General features: G+C 40.5%; 16 protein-coding genes and 1 riboswitch. Of the genes, 7 read left to right on the top strand and 9 right to left on the bottom strand.

Going from position 1 to position 14,104, the window contains the following annotated elements:
- Positions 1-99: 99 nt before the first annotated feature.
- The 4 genes from FLK20_RS20410 to FLK20_RS20395 form a co-directional block, all read right to left on the bottom strand.
- Positions 100-876 (bottom strand): sulfite exporter TauE/SafE family protein, encoded by a 777-nt coding sequence (locus FLK20_RS20410; RefSeq protein WP_152658448.1) that lies wholly within the window; start codon positions 874-876, stop codon positions 100-102.
- 260 nt (positions 877-1,136) lie between these two features.
- The gene (locus tag FLK20_RS20405; RefSeq protein ID WP_152658447.1) at positions 1,137-2,465 is read right to left on the bottom strand and encodes an amidohydrolase family protein; all 1,329 of its coding nucleotides are present in this window, start codon (positions 2,463-2,465) and stop codon (positions 1,137-1,139) included.
- A gap of 85 nt (positions 2,466-2,550) precedes the next feature.
- Entirely contained in the window at positions 2,551-3,000 is a 450-nt protein-coding gene (locus FLK20_RS20400; protein ID WP_152658446.1) for a hypothetical protein, read from the bottom strand.
- Positions 2,997-3,866, bottom strand: a complete 870-nt coding sequence (locus FLK20_RS20395; RefSeq protein WP_152658445.1) for a DUF3100 domain-containing protein — start codon at positions 3,864-3,866, stop codon at positions 2,997-2,999. The genes FLK20_RS20400 and FLK20_RS20395 overlap by 4 nt, the downstream gene beginning before the upstream one ends.
- A 255-nt stretch (positions 3,867-4,121) precedes the next feature.
- Positions 4,122-4,223, bottom strand: a riboswitch (purine riboswitch).
- Between the two features lie 185 nt (positions 4,224-4,408).
- Between FLK20_RS20395 and FLK20_RS20390 the strand changes: the two genes are divergently transcribed.
- The 4 genes from FLK20_RS20390 (at position 4,409) to manA (ending at position 7,424) form a co-directional block, all read left to right on the top strand.
- Positions 4,409-4,864 carry a hypothetical protein gene (locus FLK20_RS20390; protein ID WP_152658444.1) on the top strand — a complete coding sequence of 152 codons (456 nt, stop codon included), beginning with the start codon at positions 4,409-4,411 and terminating at the stop codon, positions 4,862-4,864.
- A gap of 81 nt (positions 4,865-4,945) precedes the next feature.
- Entirely contained in the window at positions 4,946-5,626 is a 681-nt protein-coding gene (locus FLK20_RS20385; protein WP_152658443.1) for a sigma factor-like helix-turn-helix DNA-binding protein, read from the top strand.
- A 36-nt stretch (positions 5,627-5,662) separates the two neighbouring features.
- Positions 5,663-6,235, top strand: a complete 573-nt coding sequence (gene clpP, locus FLK20_RS20380; protein ID WP_152658442.1) for an ATP-dependent Clp endopeptidase proteolytic subunit ClpP — start codon at positions 5,663-5,665, stop codon at positions 6,233-6,235.
- Between the two features lie 232 nt (positions 6,236-6,467).
- Positions 6,468-7,424 carry a mannose-6-phosphate isomerase, class I gene (gene manA / locus FLK20_RS20375; protein ID WP_152658441.1) on the top strand — a complete coding sequence of 319 codons (957 nt, stop codon included), beginning with the start codon at positions 6,468-6,470 and terminating at the stop codon, positions 7,422-7,424.
- Between the two features lie 55 nt (positions 7,425-7,479).
- Here manA and FLK20_RS20370 read toward each other — a convergent pair whose 3' ends face one another.
- From FLK20_RS20370 to FLK20_RS20355, 4 genes are all read right to left on the bottom strand, one after another.
- A complete protein-coding gene (locus tag FLK20_RS20370) occupies positions 7,480-8,394 on the bottom strand; it encodes a PTS system mannose/fructose/sorbose family transporter subunit IID (protein WP_152658449.1) in 915 nt (304 codons plus the stop codon).
- Between the two features lie 19 nt (positions 8,395-8,413).
- Positions 8,414-9,211 carry a mannose/fructose/sorbose family PTS transporter subunit IIC gene (locus FLK20_RS20365; protein ID WP_227995198.1) on the bottom strand — a complete coding sequence of 266 codons (798 nt, stop codon included), beginning with the start codon at positions 9,209-9,211 and terminating at the stop codon, positions 8,414-8,416.
- A 42-nt stretch (positions 9,212-9,253) separates the two neighbouring features.
- Positions 9,254-10,228: a mannose/fructose/sorbose PTS transporter subunit IIA gene (locus FLK20_RS20360; protein WP_152658439.1), complete on the bottom strand. Its 975-nt coding sequence runs from the start codon at positions 10,226-10,228 to the stop codon at positions 9,254-9,256.
- A 425-nt stretch (positions 10,229-10,653) separates the two neighbouring features.
- Positions 10,654-11,028 carry a DUF956 family protein gene (locus tag FLK20_RS20355; protein WP_152658438.1) on the bottom strand — a complete coding sequence of 125 codons (375 nt, stop codon included), beginning with the start codon at positions 11,026-11,028 and terminating at the stop codon, positions 10,654-10,656.
- A 332-nt stretch (positions 11,029-11,360) separates the two neighbouring features.
- On the opposite strand from FLK20_RS20355, the gene FLK20_RS20350 reads away from it, so the two are divergent.
- Positions 11,361-12,257: a macrolide 2'-phosphotransferase gene (locus FLK20_RS20350; protein ID WP_194165708.1), complete on the top strand. Its 897-nt coding sequence runs from the start codon at positions 11,361-11,363 to the stop codon at positions 12,255-12,257.
- A gap of 270 nt (positions 12,258-12,527) precedes the next feature.
- Here the strand turns inward: FLK20_RS20350 and FLK20_RS20345 are convergent, their stop codons facing one another.
- The gene (locus FLK20_RS20345; RefSeq protein WP_152658436.1) at positions 12,528-12,722 is read right to left on the bottom strand and encodes a hypothetical protein; all 195 of its coding nucleotides are present in this window, start codon (positions 12,720-12,722) and stop codon (positions 12,528-12,530) included.
- 183 nt (positions 12,723-12,905) lie between these two features.
- Between FLK20_RS20345 and FLK20_RS20340 the strand changes: the two genes are divergently transcribed.
- Together FLK20_RS20340 and FLK20_RS20335 are read left to right on the top strand one after the other, a co-directional pair.
- Positions 12,906-13,229, top strand: coding sequence for a PadR family transcriptional regulator (locus FLK20_RS20340; protein WP_152658435.1), 324 nt, complete (start codon positions 12,906-12,908; stop codon positions 13,227-13,229).
- Positions 13,226-14,104 (top strand): permease prefix domain 1-containing protein, encoded by an 879-nt coding sequence (locus FLK20_RS20335; protein WP_152658434.1) that lies wholly within the window; start codon positions 13,226-13,228, stop codon positions 14,102-14,104. The genes FLK20_RS20340 and FLK20_RS20335 overlap by 4 nt, the downstream gene beginning before the upstream one ends.

Here is a 14,104-nt window from a genome sequence, read left to right as displayed (position 1 = left end):
AGGTAAAATGCCCTTATAGGGCTGTTGTCAAACCACCATTTGAAATGGTGGTTGCTGACTTAGATAAAGAAAAAGCGCACCATAACGGCTGCGCTTTTTTCACCCTCCAAACACCAAACTCCTCAGCATATAAACAGAAGAAATAATCGTAATAACCGCAATAAAAATTTTCAACTGCTCCACAGGAACCTTATTAGCAACCCGGGAACCAGTTAAGATACCAATCGTGGTTCCAATTAAACTAAAGAGAATAAACCATTGCATATTATCAATGCTGGCATATGAGAAATAGCCAAATATCGATGGCAGGGCAATGATAACCGAGTTTAACAGTCCTACGCCAACTGCTGTCCGGATATTCACGCCGAGACTTGCGAGTAATGGCACAATTAAAATCGGACCACCGGCACCAGTTAAGGCGCAAATGGCTGCGGTTAAGACGCCAAGCAGGATAACCCAGATCGGCTGTTTTAAAATAAACGATTTACTATTTTCTGCTTCACTGTCAGACTGAGCCTTGTTTTTCTTCAGTATAATAGAAAGTCCGGCGAACAAGACAAACAGGTAAAGCAGCAGCTTCGCCAGTGTTTCGGAAATAAGCACGTTAATTTGCACACCGAGAAGAGCTCCCGGCAGACTGCCAATGCTTAAATAAAGTGCTAATTTGAAATCCATAAATTTCAGCTTCCAATAGGAATACGCACCAATAGCACCTGCGACAAGAAATGCCAGAAAGCTGAGCGCCAGTGAATCGTGTACAGGAAGTCCCAGGAAGCCGACATAAATAATAGGGAGCAGAAAGCCGGAAACACCAGACATCCCGACTAATATACCAATAATTAAATTTGCAATAAATACAATAAAAAATGTGAACATTTAAATTGACCTCAACTCTCTAATTGCTTTTCCTTCCAAACAAAGGAGTAGAGCGCTTCAACATGGTGTTAAACCGCTCTATATGAGGATGTTCAAAAACCCAACAAAAATGACACGGCGAATTTCTGCGTTAACGTGTTTTTTCCGATACTCACGTATTTAAAAGCATACGCTCCGTTCGTAAAAAACACGTCGCCTTGAACTTCTTGGTCTTTTTTATCGGACTTTTTGAACACGCACTATATAAAAAAACACAGTATCTAAATTTTAGCACGAACAATGAGGTCGTCCATAGCTTTTTTGCTTTCATATTTTATTTTTTCTTCATCCAGTGTAAGAACTTCTCTATTTTTCATTAACATACGTCCATTCACAATCACATCCGAAACATCATTGCTGTTGGCAGATTCAATTAACGTATTGGTCAGCTGATGTGTCGGCCCGATATGCGGCTGATCTGTATCGATTAAAATCATATCTGCTTTTTTGCCAACTTCAAGGGTTCCAAGCTGTTCCTCCTGAAGCATTGCTTTTGCGCCGCCCAGTGTTGCCATCTCCAGGATATTTTTCGAGGGCATCACAACGGGATCGAAAATCGGTACACCCCAGAAGGCACGCATCAAGGATTTAAAAACCTTCATTTGATCAAATAAACTTAAGCCGGAGTGGGCAGAGCCATCTGTCCCTAGGCCAATACTTACACCTTTTTGCATCAGGCCGGGAGATTTTGTAAATCCTTTTCCGGCATTGCTGATTGGACAGTGAACAACCTTGCTGTCGTATTTCTGAATGAGATCCATTTCATTTTCAGACAAGAGAATGCTGTGAGCACCTAAGAAATTTTCATCGAGTACGCCTAATGATTCTAAGTATTCGTACGGACGCATTTGGAAATTTTCCAGACAATAACTGATTTCATTTGTATATTCATTCATATGGGTCTGCATTCCTGTTCCAGCTGCATGTGCGGTTTCATAGACCTTCTGAATTAATTCAGGTGTACATGTAATCAGCGATCGTAAGGAATACCATATATTGATGCGCCCGTCTCCTGCTTTGTGATAAGAATCAAACAAATCTTTATTTCTTTGAATATTATTTTCAATGGTTGTTTTCATCGAGTCTGGAATGGCAGCGCCGGTATCCATGGTGGAACAGGTGAGCACACCGCGCAGTCCAGAAGCTTCCACGGCTTCTGCAACCTTATGCATATAGCTGCCGCCAGCGTCAATAAAGCCGGTAGTTCCAGCCTTGAGCATCTCCAGACAGCTTAACTCAGCGCTAATTGCTACATCCTCTTCCCGAAGGTTGCTTTCAAATGGCACCATAATCCGTGTCCAGATCATTGGATATTCATCGGAAATTCTGCCGCGCAGGAGCTGTTGATTCGTATGTGTATGCGCGTCAATTAAACCTGGCATGACCAGTTTGCCTTTTCCGTCCAGAATTTCTTTTGCTTCATATGTTTGCGTAAGCTCTTTCTCAATTGCGATTATTTTTTGATCCTTGATAACTATATTTTGATCATGACTTATTTTAAAATCAGGGGTTAATATGGAACTGTTTTTAATTAGTATATCTGCATGCATATTATTTCTCCTTTAGAAACATTTCTTTTGGAACACGCTGAAAAAGACTGTGTCATCAGCCTTTTCAACATGGTTTATTTAAATTTTAAAAAGCGTTCGTTACAGTTAAAAATACTTGTGCGAAGACTGCTTGAAGCAGGAAGGTTCCTGTAAATACAAATACAGCGATAATGACCATCTTCCAGCTTTGACTCATAAATGCTTTGAAATCAAGTCCTATTCCTGCCAGTGTACCAACGACAGTAATTGGTGCTGTAAAAGAAATCAAAGATGTATAATAAATTATTGGATCCGAAATGGGCGAAATCGGACTGGCTAATAGCAACCCGGTTAAAGCAACATATACGACAGCAGGTATTTTTAAAGGTACAAGCTTCGCAATGAATATACCGATAAAGGCAATACTGGATAAAATCAATACACCAGGGACGGACTCTAAAATCGAAATATCATTTTGAAAAAAGTTCGCAATAATTGTTGTCAGGACAGATGTAAATAAAAGAGAGATTGTCCAATCTTTCATGCTCATATTCATTGTGAAATCCTACTTTCTGCTGATTTGGCAGGAGCAACATTTTTATTTTTTCCCCGTCGTCCGATTCTAGGCTCTAAAATAGCATATACTTTGTTGACAAGCGGCAAGGAAATGAATAATGTAAAGTAAATGCCGGTAATTGCTGATAACATATCACTCATTCCTGCCAGCATAATGATTTGGTCTGCATAGGCTGGATAAATGGTTGCCAGCGTGCTGGAGGCGGCAGCCATCATCACGCCGCTTCCGATACCGCTTGCCATTGCCAAGGCCAGCGGATGAAAGAAATCAAATGATGCCACAATACTGGCTAATAAACCAAGATAAGTCGTTCCAATCAGGAAGCCGATAATATATATAGAAAGAGAACCGCGGGCTTCCGGAGAGTTTGCGCCATATTTACTGCAAATTAGTCCGTAATCTTTATCACGGTTGGTAGAGCTGGTTGCACCGATTGCCTCTCTTTTCAGCCCCAGTAATAATGCGATAGGGAGCGCAAAGAGCATGGTTCCAATCGTTCCAAATTCCTGAAAAACAAGTGCCGGGCCGACATTGACAAGCTCAGGTAAGTTGGAGCCGGCCATCACACCGATTTTTGCCATAAATGGGGAGATGGCAACAAGAACGAGTGATGATGCTTTTTTTGCTTCCTTCTTTTTAAGAAAGCCAAGTACATCTTTTCCCAAAATAATACTGATAATAATAGCGAATAACATTGGATAAAGCACGATTAATGCAGAACCGATATTAAATTTGATGGTCCCGATAAGCTCGGCGATAATAACAATTCCAAATGCAATAGCATATAATCGGTAATTTTCCTTTAGATGCCCAAGAATGGTTGTTTTTTGTGATGCTTTTTTCATGTGCTGTTTTCCTCCTTAGATGTCCTGAAAAAATGTGCAACAACAAAAAAACTCTAGCAGTTTCTTCTACTAGAGTTTCCGGCATGACATATGAAAAACACAAAGAAGATCAACATGAACAGGTAAACGCACTTACTCAGGATACGGCAATTAACTGTTTGTTCAACATGCCGGAAAAATCAATGAAAAAATATCCATCGCCAATTCATCATAATGCGAGCAATATAAAAGCCTGAAAGATGGAACATATCCTGTTGATCATTTGTGATTTTCTATAGTCAAACCATTTACGGTAGTTTGGTAGAAACTTTTGGACCATATTTCCAAATTTATATAGATAATCAAAAGACGAATATTAAACTATTTTTTTATTTAAATGTTCGTGTATTAGTAATTTACATCAATATTATAAGAATGTCAAAGGTTTTTTTCTGTTATTTATAAACATTTATGACAGTTACACTGCGACGACATAAAGATTAGAGGAAGAAGGGTAAGGGAAAGTAAAAGGCATCAAAATAAAATATATTGGGGGAAAAGCTATGGTAATTGTTGAATATATTTCTTTATTTCTGCTCGCAATGGTACCGATGATTGAATACATGATTACTATTCCTGCCGGGATTATCCTTATGCAGCTGCATCCTGTTCCGGTAACACTGATAGTCATTGCTGGAAATGTTTTTTCACTTCTATTATTTATTATCGTTGGCGATAGGATTCTTTTATTTAGATCTCGTTTTCGGAGGAGCCGCCCAGATGCAGGTGAAGAAAGAAAGGAGCGTTTCAGAAGATACTATGATAAATATGGAGCAATTGGTCTTTCGTTTATTGGTTGTTTTTTCTTAAGCAGTCAGTTAACGGTGGCTGGTATGATTCCATTGGGTATTTCCCGTCAGCGGACATTTTTCTGGGGAAGTACAGCAGTCGTCGTCTATGCTGTTCTGTTTACCTTTTTATCCGTTTTTGCAGAAGGCTGGGTTCGTGGTATGTTTTAGAAAGAAAAGTTTAAATTACCCGTATCTTTTTACAGCCAGTAATCGTTTATATTATAGAGAAGCGTAAAAGGAGTGAGTGACATGTGCGCCAGGCCTGGCACCAATCGAAATGAAGAGGATACGACCTTCCACACGATTTACCGTCAGCTTTCCCATTACTGCTTTTTCCTGTCCCGGAATAAGTGGGATGGAGAAGAATTAGTGCAGGAAACGATGAAGAAAGCATTCATCAGCTATGGAAATCCGAATTTCTGGAATGTTACGTTACTGAAGAAAATAGCGTATCATGCGTGGATAGATAAAAAGCGAAGGAAAATAGCGGAAACAGATTATCTCGTGGAAGTGGAATTAGAGCCGGAAAGTAATTATGAGGAAATAGAAGCATTGGTGATGAAGCTGCTTTCTTTCATGACGGTGAAACAGTGCATGGTATTTCTGATGAAGGATGTATTTAAGTATCAGATTAATGAAATTGCTGAGAGCTGCGGTATGTCTGATACAGCAGTTAAAGCCATGTTAAATCGGGCAAGAAAACATATACAGAACATGGAAGAAGAAGATACTGCGGCTCCAGCCGGTGAAGTTCCTGATGAGGAAACGGTGGAAAGCTTTGTTCCAATTGCGGTCCAAGTAATCAAAGCAAATGATCCAGCTCAATTAATTCAGCTTATTCCAGAGATATTTATGGGAGATCAGCCGGCATTAAGGTTGTGTCCACAAGCACATCGTCCTTCTTCTTACGCGCTCTCGATGGCAGCATAAACTGCCGTAATCCATGCGTTTACAGGGAGGATGCATATGAATACAGTACCTTATGTTATTGAGCAGTCTAGCCGTGGAGAGCGGTCTTATGATATTTTTTCCAGGTTGTTAAAGGACCGGATTATTATGGTCAGTGATGAAATTAATGATCAGATGGCGAATAGTATTGTCGCTCAGCTGTTATTTTTAACTGCAGAAGATGAGAAGAAGGATATCTCCATTTATATTAACAGTCCTGGCGGCTCGACTTCTGCCGGCTTTGCAATTCTGGATACGATGCAATATATTAAACCGGATGTCCGTACCATCTGCACGGGCTTAGCAGCTTCGTTTGGCGCTATGCTGTTACTGGCGGGAACAAAAGGGAAACGGTTTGCGCTTCCAAACAGTGAAATTATGCTTCATCAGCCGCTGGGAGGAGCACGCGGGCAGGCAACAGAAATTGCTATTTCTGCGAAGAGAATTATCAAGCTCCGTGAAAAGATTAATCATATTATTGCGGAGCATTCTGGTCAGCCTGTTGCAAAGGTAGCGGAGGATACGGAACGGGATTATTTTTTAAGTGCGGAGGAAGCAAAGGAATATGGGTTAATTGATAAAATTATTTAACTTGAAAAGCGGGTTGTCATTTGGATTGGGCAGCCCGCTTTTGTGATGGATGTGAAGAGCCAGGGCCGAAGATACTATATGACCACATGACAGAAATAGATTTTATTTTAGATAGCTTCGAATCGTCAGCTGAACAGCCAATTTTGGCTAATAGCAGGTTTCTCATTTATTACTACATATATTTATAGTAAAGTGAATAGTAGAGAATAGAATGTTTCTGAGGAGGATCTGCATGTACAATGAACCGATTTTTTTAGAGCCTGTATTGCAGGAAAGGATTTGGGGAGGAAATAAGCTGCATACGGAATTCGGGTATCAGGCACCTTATGAGCATACAGGGGAAGCCTGGGTTATCTCTGCTCATCCCAATGGACCAAGCAAAATTAAAAATGGACCGCTGGAAGGCAATACGCTTCAGGATGCATGGGAAAAGCATGGTGAATTATTTCATCGGGCAGACGCTGCCGGAGAGGCATATCCGCTGCTTGCGAAAATTTTAGATGCAAATGAAAATCTGTCAGTACAAGTCCACCCGGATGATAGCTATGCGCAGGAAAAAGAGGGTGTTCCTTATGGAAAGACAGAATGCTGGTATGTTCTGGATGCGGAACAGGGTGCTGAATTAATTTTAGGTCATCATGCCAAGAATCGTAAAGAACTCCAAAAAGCGATGGAGAACGGCGAATGGGATAATTTATTAAAACGTATCCCTGTAACAGCCGGAGATTTTGTCTATGTACCAAGTGGAACGATTCATGCCATTGGAGCAGGAATCGTGATTTTAGAGACGCAGCAGAGCTCAGATATTACCTATCGGGTATATGATTATGGCCGGACGGATGCAAATGGAGAGCCAAGAGAATTACATCTGGAGCAGGCTGTTGAGGTGACGAACGTACCTCACCAAGTTCCAGAAGGGGAAGTATTTCAAGAAACAGTAGAGGATTTGACGGTCCGCAAACTAGTAGAGGAAGCTTATTTTACGGTTTATCATTGGGATTTAAGAGGAAATGCTGTGCTGGAAAGAAAAGAAGATTTTCTGCAGGTAAGCGTAGTAAAAGGCAAGGCTGCTATTACGGTAGATGATAAAAAATTTCATATTGAAAAAGGAATGCATTTTATTATTCCAAGCACTGTTAAAGATTTCACTCTCCAAGGTAATGCGGAGATGATTATGTCTCATACTTAAATGACGACCTGCTTATGCATAAGCAGGTCGTCATTTAAGTCAAATCTTATATTGGTTACATTAAGTGTATTGTATGGAATACAACACCAACTACGAACAATCCGAGAATCATCACAATTGGTGAAACTTTCTTCCTGAGTAGCCACATACAAAGAAGTGTCAGCAGTAATCCGGCCAGACCAGGAATCAAACTGTCCAGGTTGTCTTGCAAGGTCGTGACATCCGTCTGGCTTAATGCCCTTCCCTCTTCCTGTTGCAGCAGCGCGGTCTGGATTCCTTCAGCCCCCTCAGGTAAGTTATCCCAATCAATATAAGCACCTTCGCCGAGCTCAACTTCTGAAACGGTCGGGGTAAAGGCCACATTTACCCAACGGTTCACTAATGCCCCGAGAATGAACATACCGAGGATGGATGCGCCTTTCGTAATATCCTGAAGCAATCCGCCTGATAAATCATCCGTGATTTTTTCCCCAGCTTTGTAACCAAGTTCCTGTGAATACCACAGGAATCCCATCCGAATGGCGTTCCATAAAACGAAGAAAAGAATTGGACCAAGTATGTTACCAGTCATCGCAAGGGAGGCTGCCAGTGCGCCGAGAATGGGTCTGACTGTGAACCAGAAAATTGGGTCACCGATACCTGCTAAAGGCCCCATCATTCCAACTTTAACCCCTTGAATCGCCTTATTGTCAACCGGAGCACCGTTTGCGCGTTCTTCTTCAAGTGCTAACGTTACACCAATAATTGGAGAGGCAACATAAGGGTGTGTATTAAAGAACTCTAAGTGACGCTGCAGGGCAGCAGCACGATCTTCTTTTGTTTGATATAATCGTTTGATTGCCGGGATCATAGAATATGCCCAGCCGCCATTTTGCATACGTTCATAGTTCCACGAACCTTGAAGGAAAGTGGAGCGCCACCAAATAGAAATACGATCTCTTTTTGATAATTTGATTTCTTCTTGTGCCATCTTCATAACCTCCTTCTTTTTAATAATCTTCTATAATATCGCCCAGCGGATCACCAGTGTTTCCACCGCCGCCACCAGAGCCGCCTTGTTTCGTAAGTGCTAAATAAATAAGTGCAAGAGCCACACCGATACCACCAAGACCTACAAGCGTAATGTCTGGAATCGTCGCCAGTACGAATCCAATTGCAAAGAATGGCCATACTTCTTTGGTAGCCATCATGTTAATAACCATTGCATAACCAACAGCTACTACCATTCCACCGCCGACTGCCAAACCATCTGTTAACCAGTCCGGCATAGCTTGGAGCATCTCTCTAACTGGAGTTGCACCAATAGCAATAATTAATGCAGCCGGGATTGCAATACGTAATCCTTGCATGCAGATAGCAATAACATGCCACATTTCAATTTTTCTAATATTCCCTTCCTTCGCTGCAGCATCCATTAAATGGACAATCCCGGTAGCGAGGGTTCGTACAATGATTGTTAATAATAAACCTGCAATTGCCAATGGAATTGCAATTGCGATAGCTGAGGATACACCTGATGAACCCTGTCCGCCTAAAACGAGAATAATTGCTGATGCGACGGAGGCTAAAGCTGCATCCGGCGCTACAGCAGCTCCAATATTTGCCCAGCCTAAAGCAATCAGCTGCAAGGTACCGCCTAAAATAAGACATGCCGTTAATTCTCCGGTTACTAAGCCGATTAACGTACAAGCAATAATTGGCTGGTGAAACTGGAACTGATCCAGGATTCCTTCCATACCAGCTATAAATGCTATAATAATAACTAATATTATTTGAATAATCGTCAAATCCATGATTATTAAACCTCCTTTTTTATCTAATGATCAGGATTATTTCTGTTTGTCTAATTCCATTTGAGCTCTTCTCAAAATTTCATCCATGTTGCCTCCAGAGTCACCCGGAACCTTACGTACGTCGAATTTCACACCGGCTTCCTTCAGCTTTTTGAAAGTATCAATATCGTTCTGGTCAAAGGCAAGTACTTTATTTGGCTGAACTTTACCAGTTGAATGTGACATAGAACCAACATTAATAGTATCCAGTGGAACACCGCCTTCAACTGCTCTAAGTGCATCTTGCGGATTCTCAAAAAGAAGCAGTGCCCGCTGTCCGCCAAAGTGCTGATCATCTTTTGCGAGTTCAATCATTTTCCGAATAGGGACCGTATGTGCCTTGATACCTGAAGGAGCAGCCTGTTGAATCAATTTTTTACGGAGTTCATCCTTTGCTACTGAGTCAGATACAACGATAATACGCGTAGGCGATGTACTTCTTGTCCACGATGTTGCTACTTGTCCGTGCAGTAACCGGGAGTCGATTCGTGCTAATACGTATTCAAATGTGCCTGGAGCACCTGCACTGGCTCCTGAAGGTGCTGCAGCAGGTTCGTCTGCAGGCGCTTCCGGTTCTAATTCTTCCGGCTTTACTTTAACTGCATCTTTTGCTGTGTCAATAATATGGGCAGCTATTTCATGCGCTGTGTTCATAGACATACGCGATGCATAAGATTCAATCACCATTGCTAAGTTTAACCCAGCAACGATAGCCCAATTATTATGCCCTTCCATCAAGCTGCTCGCTTGGTTAAAAGGAGTTCCGCCCCAAAGATCAACCAGGAATAAGACTTCATCCTGATTGTCGAAAGAAGCGATTGCTTCTTCCATTTTTGCTCTTACATCATCAGGTCCTTCACTTGGCATCAATGTAACAGCTTTTGCATTCTCTTGTTCGCCAAAGATCATTGCTCCAGATTGCAAGATGCCAGTAGCGAATTCACCGTGACTAGCAATGATAATTCCTACCATCTTTTTTACCTCCTCTTATGATTGTTAAGGCTTAAATCAACAGTAAGCTCCTAAAGTAGAATTTTCAGGTCATAAAGCGTTTGCATACCTGGTTAAGACAGAAAAAAAAGCATGAGGAAAGAGTAGATGAAATGAAGACAAGGGAATAGAAGGAGCCCTGACCTTCATTTTCATCACTACCTTTCACTCATGCCTGATCGAATCAGTAACACGTAAAAAATAATTGCAATGGTTATTTAATTTATATGAGAACGCTTTAATTAGTTTCTAATTTAATTTACTTTAATGAACTTACAAAGTTATTATAACATGCATGCCTTGTCCTTACAAGAGGGAGTCTGCTTTTAGGACACTTTGATACCGCAATAGTTTACCGGTTAACGGGTAGTAACTCTCAATGAAACCAGCTATTTTTAGGTAGAAAGCTATCCCTTCTTAGACTTCCTCTTGAAATTGCGTTTGATGACCTCAAAGGCGCTCAATGATTGAACCATGCGATTTGGATCTACATATTCCCGCATTGCCCGAAAGACTCTTTTGGGATCTTTGGAAGAAAATGTGTATGTCCCATTTCGCTTCGTCTGAATAGCATAGCGAGGAATCCATTTTCCTTTGAACATGACGGAAGCAATGACGTAATCGACTTCTTCCCAAGGAATTTGAATATATTTATGGACATCACGATTATTGTAGAATTCAAATCCTTTATCTCCAATCATAATCTGACCATAATCTGAAATTCTTATATGTGAGGTTCCTTTAATAACTAAATCGACTTTTGTATTTATTGATTGAACCATTTCATCTCCCCCCCATTTCTATTCATTATTATACACGCTTAACCATGTTAAGTAAAAAATCCTGGGATATAGCTGGTATTGCGAATAAAATACCACTATGCTAGGATGAATGTAACTATCAGGAAGGAGGGATTCTGTTGATTGATAACCAATCTTTGCATCTTTAATGGATATGTTTCAGATATAATATGTGCTCAGATGAAGGATTGGCCTATCTTTTTTAGAATCCCTCCACGGTTGAAGAGAATAGTAGCGGACGCCCCGTTCCTATTTTTCTATATTTGGTAATATTCTTTACGGGCACTGTTAAAATTAAAAAGGGTGTGACAAATTTGGATAGACAAGCTGTGTCAGTGTTAGCTGCAAAGTATAGATTAGATTTGAAAGAGGACTCTATCAGCTTTAATCAATCAGGATTGGATTTCCTCGTGGCTTATGCGGAAGGGGCAGATGGGGCGGAATGGGTGTTAAGAATACCAAGACGGGATGATGTGATGGAACGGACGGTGGATGAACGGAAGGTTTTAGAAATTGTTCATCAGCATGTCCCCTTCCGAGTACCTGTTTGGTCCATCTATGAAAAGGATTTGATTGCATATCAAAAGCTTGATGGTATTCCTGTCGGCACGATTGATCCGACCATTCAAAACTATGTATGGGAAATGGATATTGAAAATATTCCGGAACAATTTCATCAGACGCAGGGTGAGGTACTGGCTTCCTTGCACAATGTACCCAAAAAAGAAGCAGAAAAAGCAGGCATCCCTGCATATACAGCGCAAGAAGCGAAAGCATTGATGAAAGAGAGAATGGAGAAGGTAAAGGCACGTTTTGGAGTGGCGGATGACCTTTGGAATCGCTGGCAGAACTGGTTGAATAATGAAGAGCTGTGGCCAAATGAAACAGGGCTGATGCATGGAGATGTACATGCCGGCCATTTGATGATTGATAATGACACAAGAGTTATCGGATTAATTGATTGGACGGAAGCAAAAGTTACCGATGTTTCTAATGATTTTGTATTCCAATATAAAGCTTTTGGCGAAGAGGCATTGGAAAAGCTTCTTCATTATTACAAAGAAGCAGGGGGGATCTACTGGCCAAAGATGAAGGAGCATATTATGGAATTGGATGCGGCATATGCAGTAGCTATTGCTGAGTTTGCGATGATTTCCGGCATGGAAGAGTATGAACGGATGGCTAAGGAAGCATTGGGAGTAGCGGAGTAGATGTAGGGTGTATCTAATCCTTGTGAATAGAGAAAGGAGTTGTCATTGAATGCATATCAGGCATTTGTGACAGCTCCTTGATTTGCGTTTGATAGCTAAACAGTTGAAGATATTACTTTCTATATATTTGATCGCGATTTTCAATTTTTAATGTAAGCTGTTGATCTGTAGGGGTTCTCAGACAATGCTAATATAGCATCCCTTAACCTTTTCTTTGTAATTCTGTCTTGTTTATCGATAAATTTTTTAGCTTGTTTGGAGAAAACAATATCATACATTACTTCTCCAGTTCCCCAAACAATTCATCAATGAATAAGGTTCTCCATTTTCAATTTCTTTTCGAATAATATTTAATTCCTCTATTTCTTTATCGCTTATGACTTCTTTTTCAATCATTTTTTCAAATATATCCGCAGCTTTAGGCAATGTATCTTCCGGAAGATCATCAATTAGCTTGTGTAACATTTTGCGATTTTGACTCATTAGAATCATTATTTACGTTGGTTTTATTACATATTCTTGTGCTATTCCAAGCTGGCTTTTGGCGGTGTGAAGCTGATATTGCGAATAAAATACCATCATTTTCACCTTTGTGCATTGCAATGCAATGTACATCGTAATACAATGTTATAAAGAGGTGATATCAAAATGGACCGGGAAATAATGAAGGGAAGCATCGATATTTTATTGCTAAATCTACTATCTGGAAAGGATATGTACGGTTACGAAATGGTAAAGGTACTGAAGGATAAAAGTGATCAGCTGTACAGCATGGGAGAAGGAACACTTTATCCTGCCTTGAAGCGAATGGAGAAAAAACAGTGGCTTCAGTCATATTGGTCGGAAACGGAGAAAGGGAGAAGGAAGTACTACCAGATAACGGATGAGGGTAACGCCATTTTAGAAAAGAAACTGGAGGAATGGAATCGTGTTCATCGTCTAATCACCAAAACGTCTGGTGATTTATCATGAACCGGATTGAAAAACATGTAGAAGAGGTGCTTAAACAAACGCAAAGTCCGGATGGTGAACGGGAGGAGCTAAGAGAGGAGCTGCTCAGTCATTTAAATGAGGCGAAAAGCAATTATATCAGTGCAGGTCTTTCCGAGAAGCAGGCAGAGAAAAAGGTAATAGCTGCATTTGGGGATTCGCACATAGTTGGGCAGGAGCTGCAGGAATCGATGTACCCGTTTCAGAGGGGATTATTATATTTAATAGGTATCGTTACCATTTTATTCGGGGCTATTTTTTATATAAACCTTATTTTTGTTATGCATGAACCCACTCCTGTCTGGCTGACGGTTCAGTTGTTGTCAGGCAGCGTTGTCACATTGGCAGCCATTAATATTGCCTTCGTTGGCCGTTATTTTTATTTACTTAATGTTCTGCTTATAATCAATATTATTTGGAACGGCATCAATTTGGCATTGATGCAGAGTTTGTCACAGTTGCAGGCTATGCTTTTCAGTATCTATTTGCTTATTTTGATTGGACTGAATTTCCTGTTTGTTTTCCGAAACTCCTATTATTCTGCCAATCAGACAGATAATAAACAGCAAAAACAAGGATTCGTAAAATTTAGCTATATCATGAATCTGTTATATGGAATGATTATCATCTTTTTGAGTTTGTTCTTCTTGTGGTCATTTCTTGTATTCACCGGGATAAGTATACAGGCCTTAATTACGCTGATTCCGATTCTGATCTGGCTGATTTTTTATAAATTTCAAATGAAATTAATTGCGAGAAAACCAGCTTTATCTCTCGCAACCGGATTATTGGTTTCTGCATTAGCCATCATGTTATCTTTTGCCATTCTTCGTTTTTCTTTCGGGGGGATAGAATAA

Source organism: Oceanobacillus sp. CFH 90083 (genome assembly GCF_009389585.1).
Classification (GTDB): Bacteria; Bacillota; Bacilli; order Bacillales; family Amphibacillaceae; genus Oceanobacillus.
The sequence above is the reverse complement of the archived record's forward strand: the minus strand, read 5'-3'. Positions and strand labels throughout refer to the sequence as shown.

Coding starts and splice junctions, on each gene's coding strand:
- FLK20_RS20400 (WP_152658446.1), bottom strand. CDS start 3,000: ATGAATATGAGCATGAAAGATTGGACAATCTCTCTTTTATTTACATCT.
- clpP (WP_152658442.1), top strand. CDS start 5,663: ATGAATACAGTACCTTATGTTATTGAGCAGTCTAGCCGTGGAGAGCGG.
- FLK20_RS20345 (WP_152658436.1), bottom strand. CDS start 12,722: ATGTTACACAAGCTAATTGATGATCTTCCGGAAGATACATTGCCTAAA.
- FLK20_RS20385 (WP_152658443.1), top strand. CDS start 4,946: ATGTGCGCCAGGCCTGGCACCAATCGAAATGAAGAGGATACGACCTTC.
- FLK20_RS20340 (WP_152658435.1), top strand. CDS start 12,906: ATGGACCGGGAAATAATGAAGGGAAGCATCGATATTTTATTGCTAAAT.
- FLK20_RS20335 (WP_152658434.1), top strand. CDS start 13,226: ATGAACCGGATTGAAAAACATGTAGAAGAGGTGCTTAAACAAACGCAA.
- FLK20_RS20395 (WP_152658445.1), bottom strand. CDS start 3,866: ATGAAAAAAGCATCACAAAAAACAACCATTCTTGGGCATCTAAAGGAA.
- FLK20_RS20355 (WP_152658438.1), bottom strand. CDS start 11,028: ATGGTTCAATCAATAAATACAAAAGTCGATTTAGTTATTAAAGGAACC.
- FLK20_RS20360 (WP_152658439.1), bottom strand. CDS start 10,228: ATGGTAGGAATTATCATTGCTAGTCACGGTGAATTCGCTACTGGCATC.
- FLK20_RS20390 (WP_152658444.1), top strand. CDS start 4,409: ATGGTAATTGTTGAATATATTTCTTTATTTCTGCTCGCAATGGTACCG.
- FLK20_RS20370 (WP_152658449.1), bottom strand. CDS start 8,394: ATGGCACAAGAAGAAATCAAATTATCAAAAAGAGATCGTATTTCTATT.
- FLK20_RS20410 (WP_152658448.1), bottom strand. CDS start 876: ATGTTCACATTTTTTATTGTATTTATTGCAAATTTAATTATTGGTATA.
- manA (WP_152658441.1), top strand. CDS start 6,468: ATGTACAATGAACCGATTTTTTTAGAGCCTGTATTGCAGGAAAGGATT.
- FLK20_RS20405 (WP_152658447.1), bottom strand. CDS start 2,465: ATGCATGCAGATATACTAATTAAAAACAGTTCCATATTAACCCCTGAT.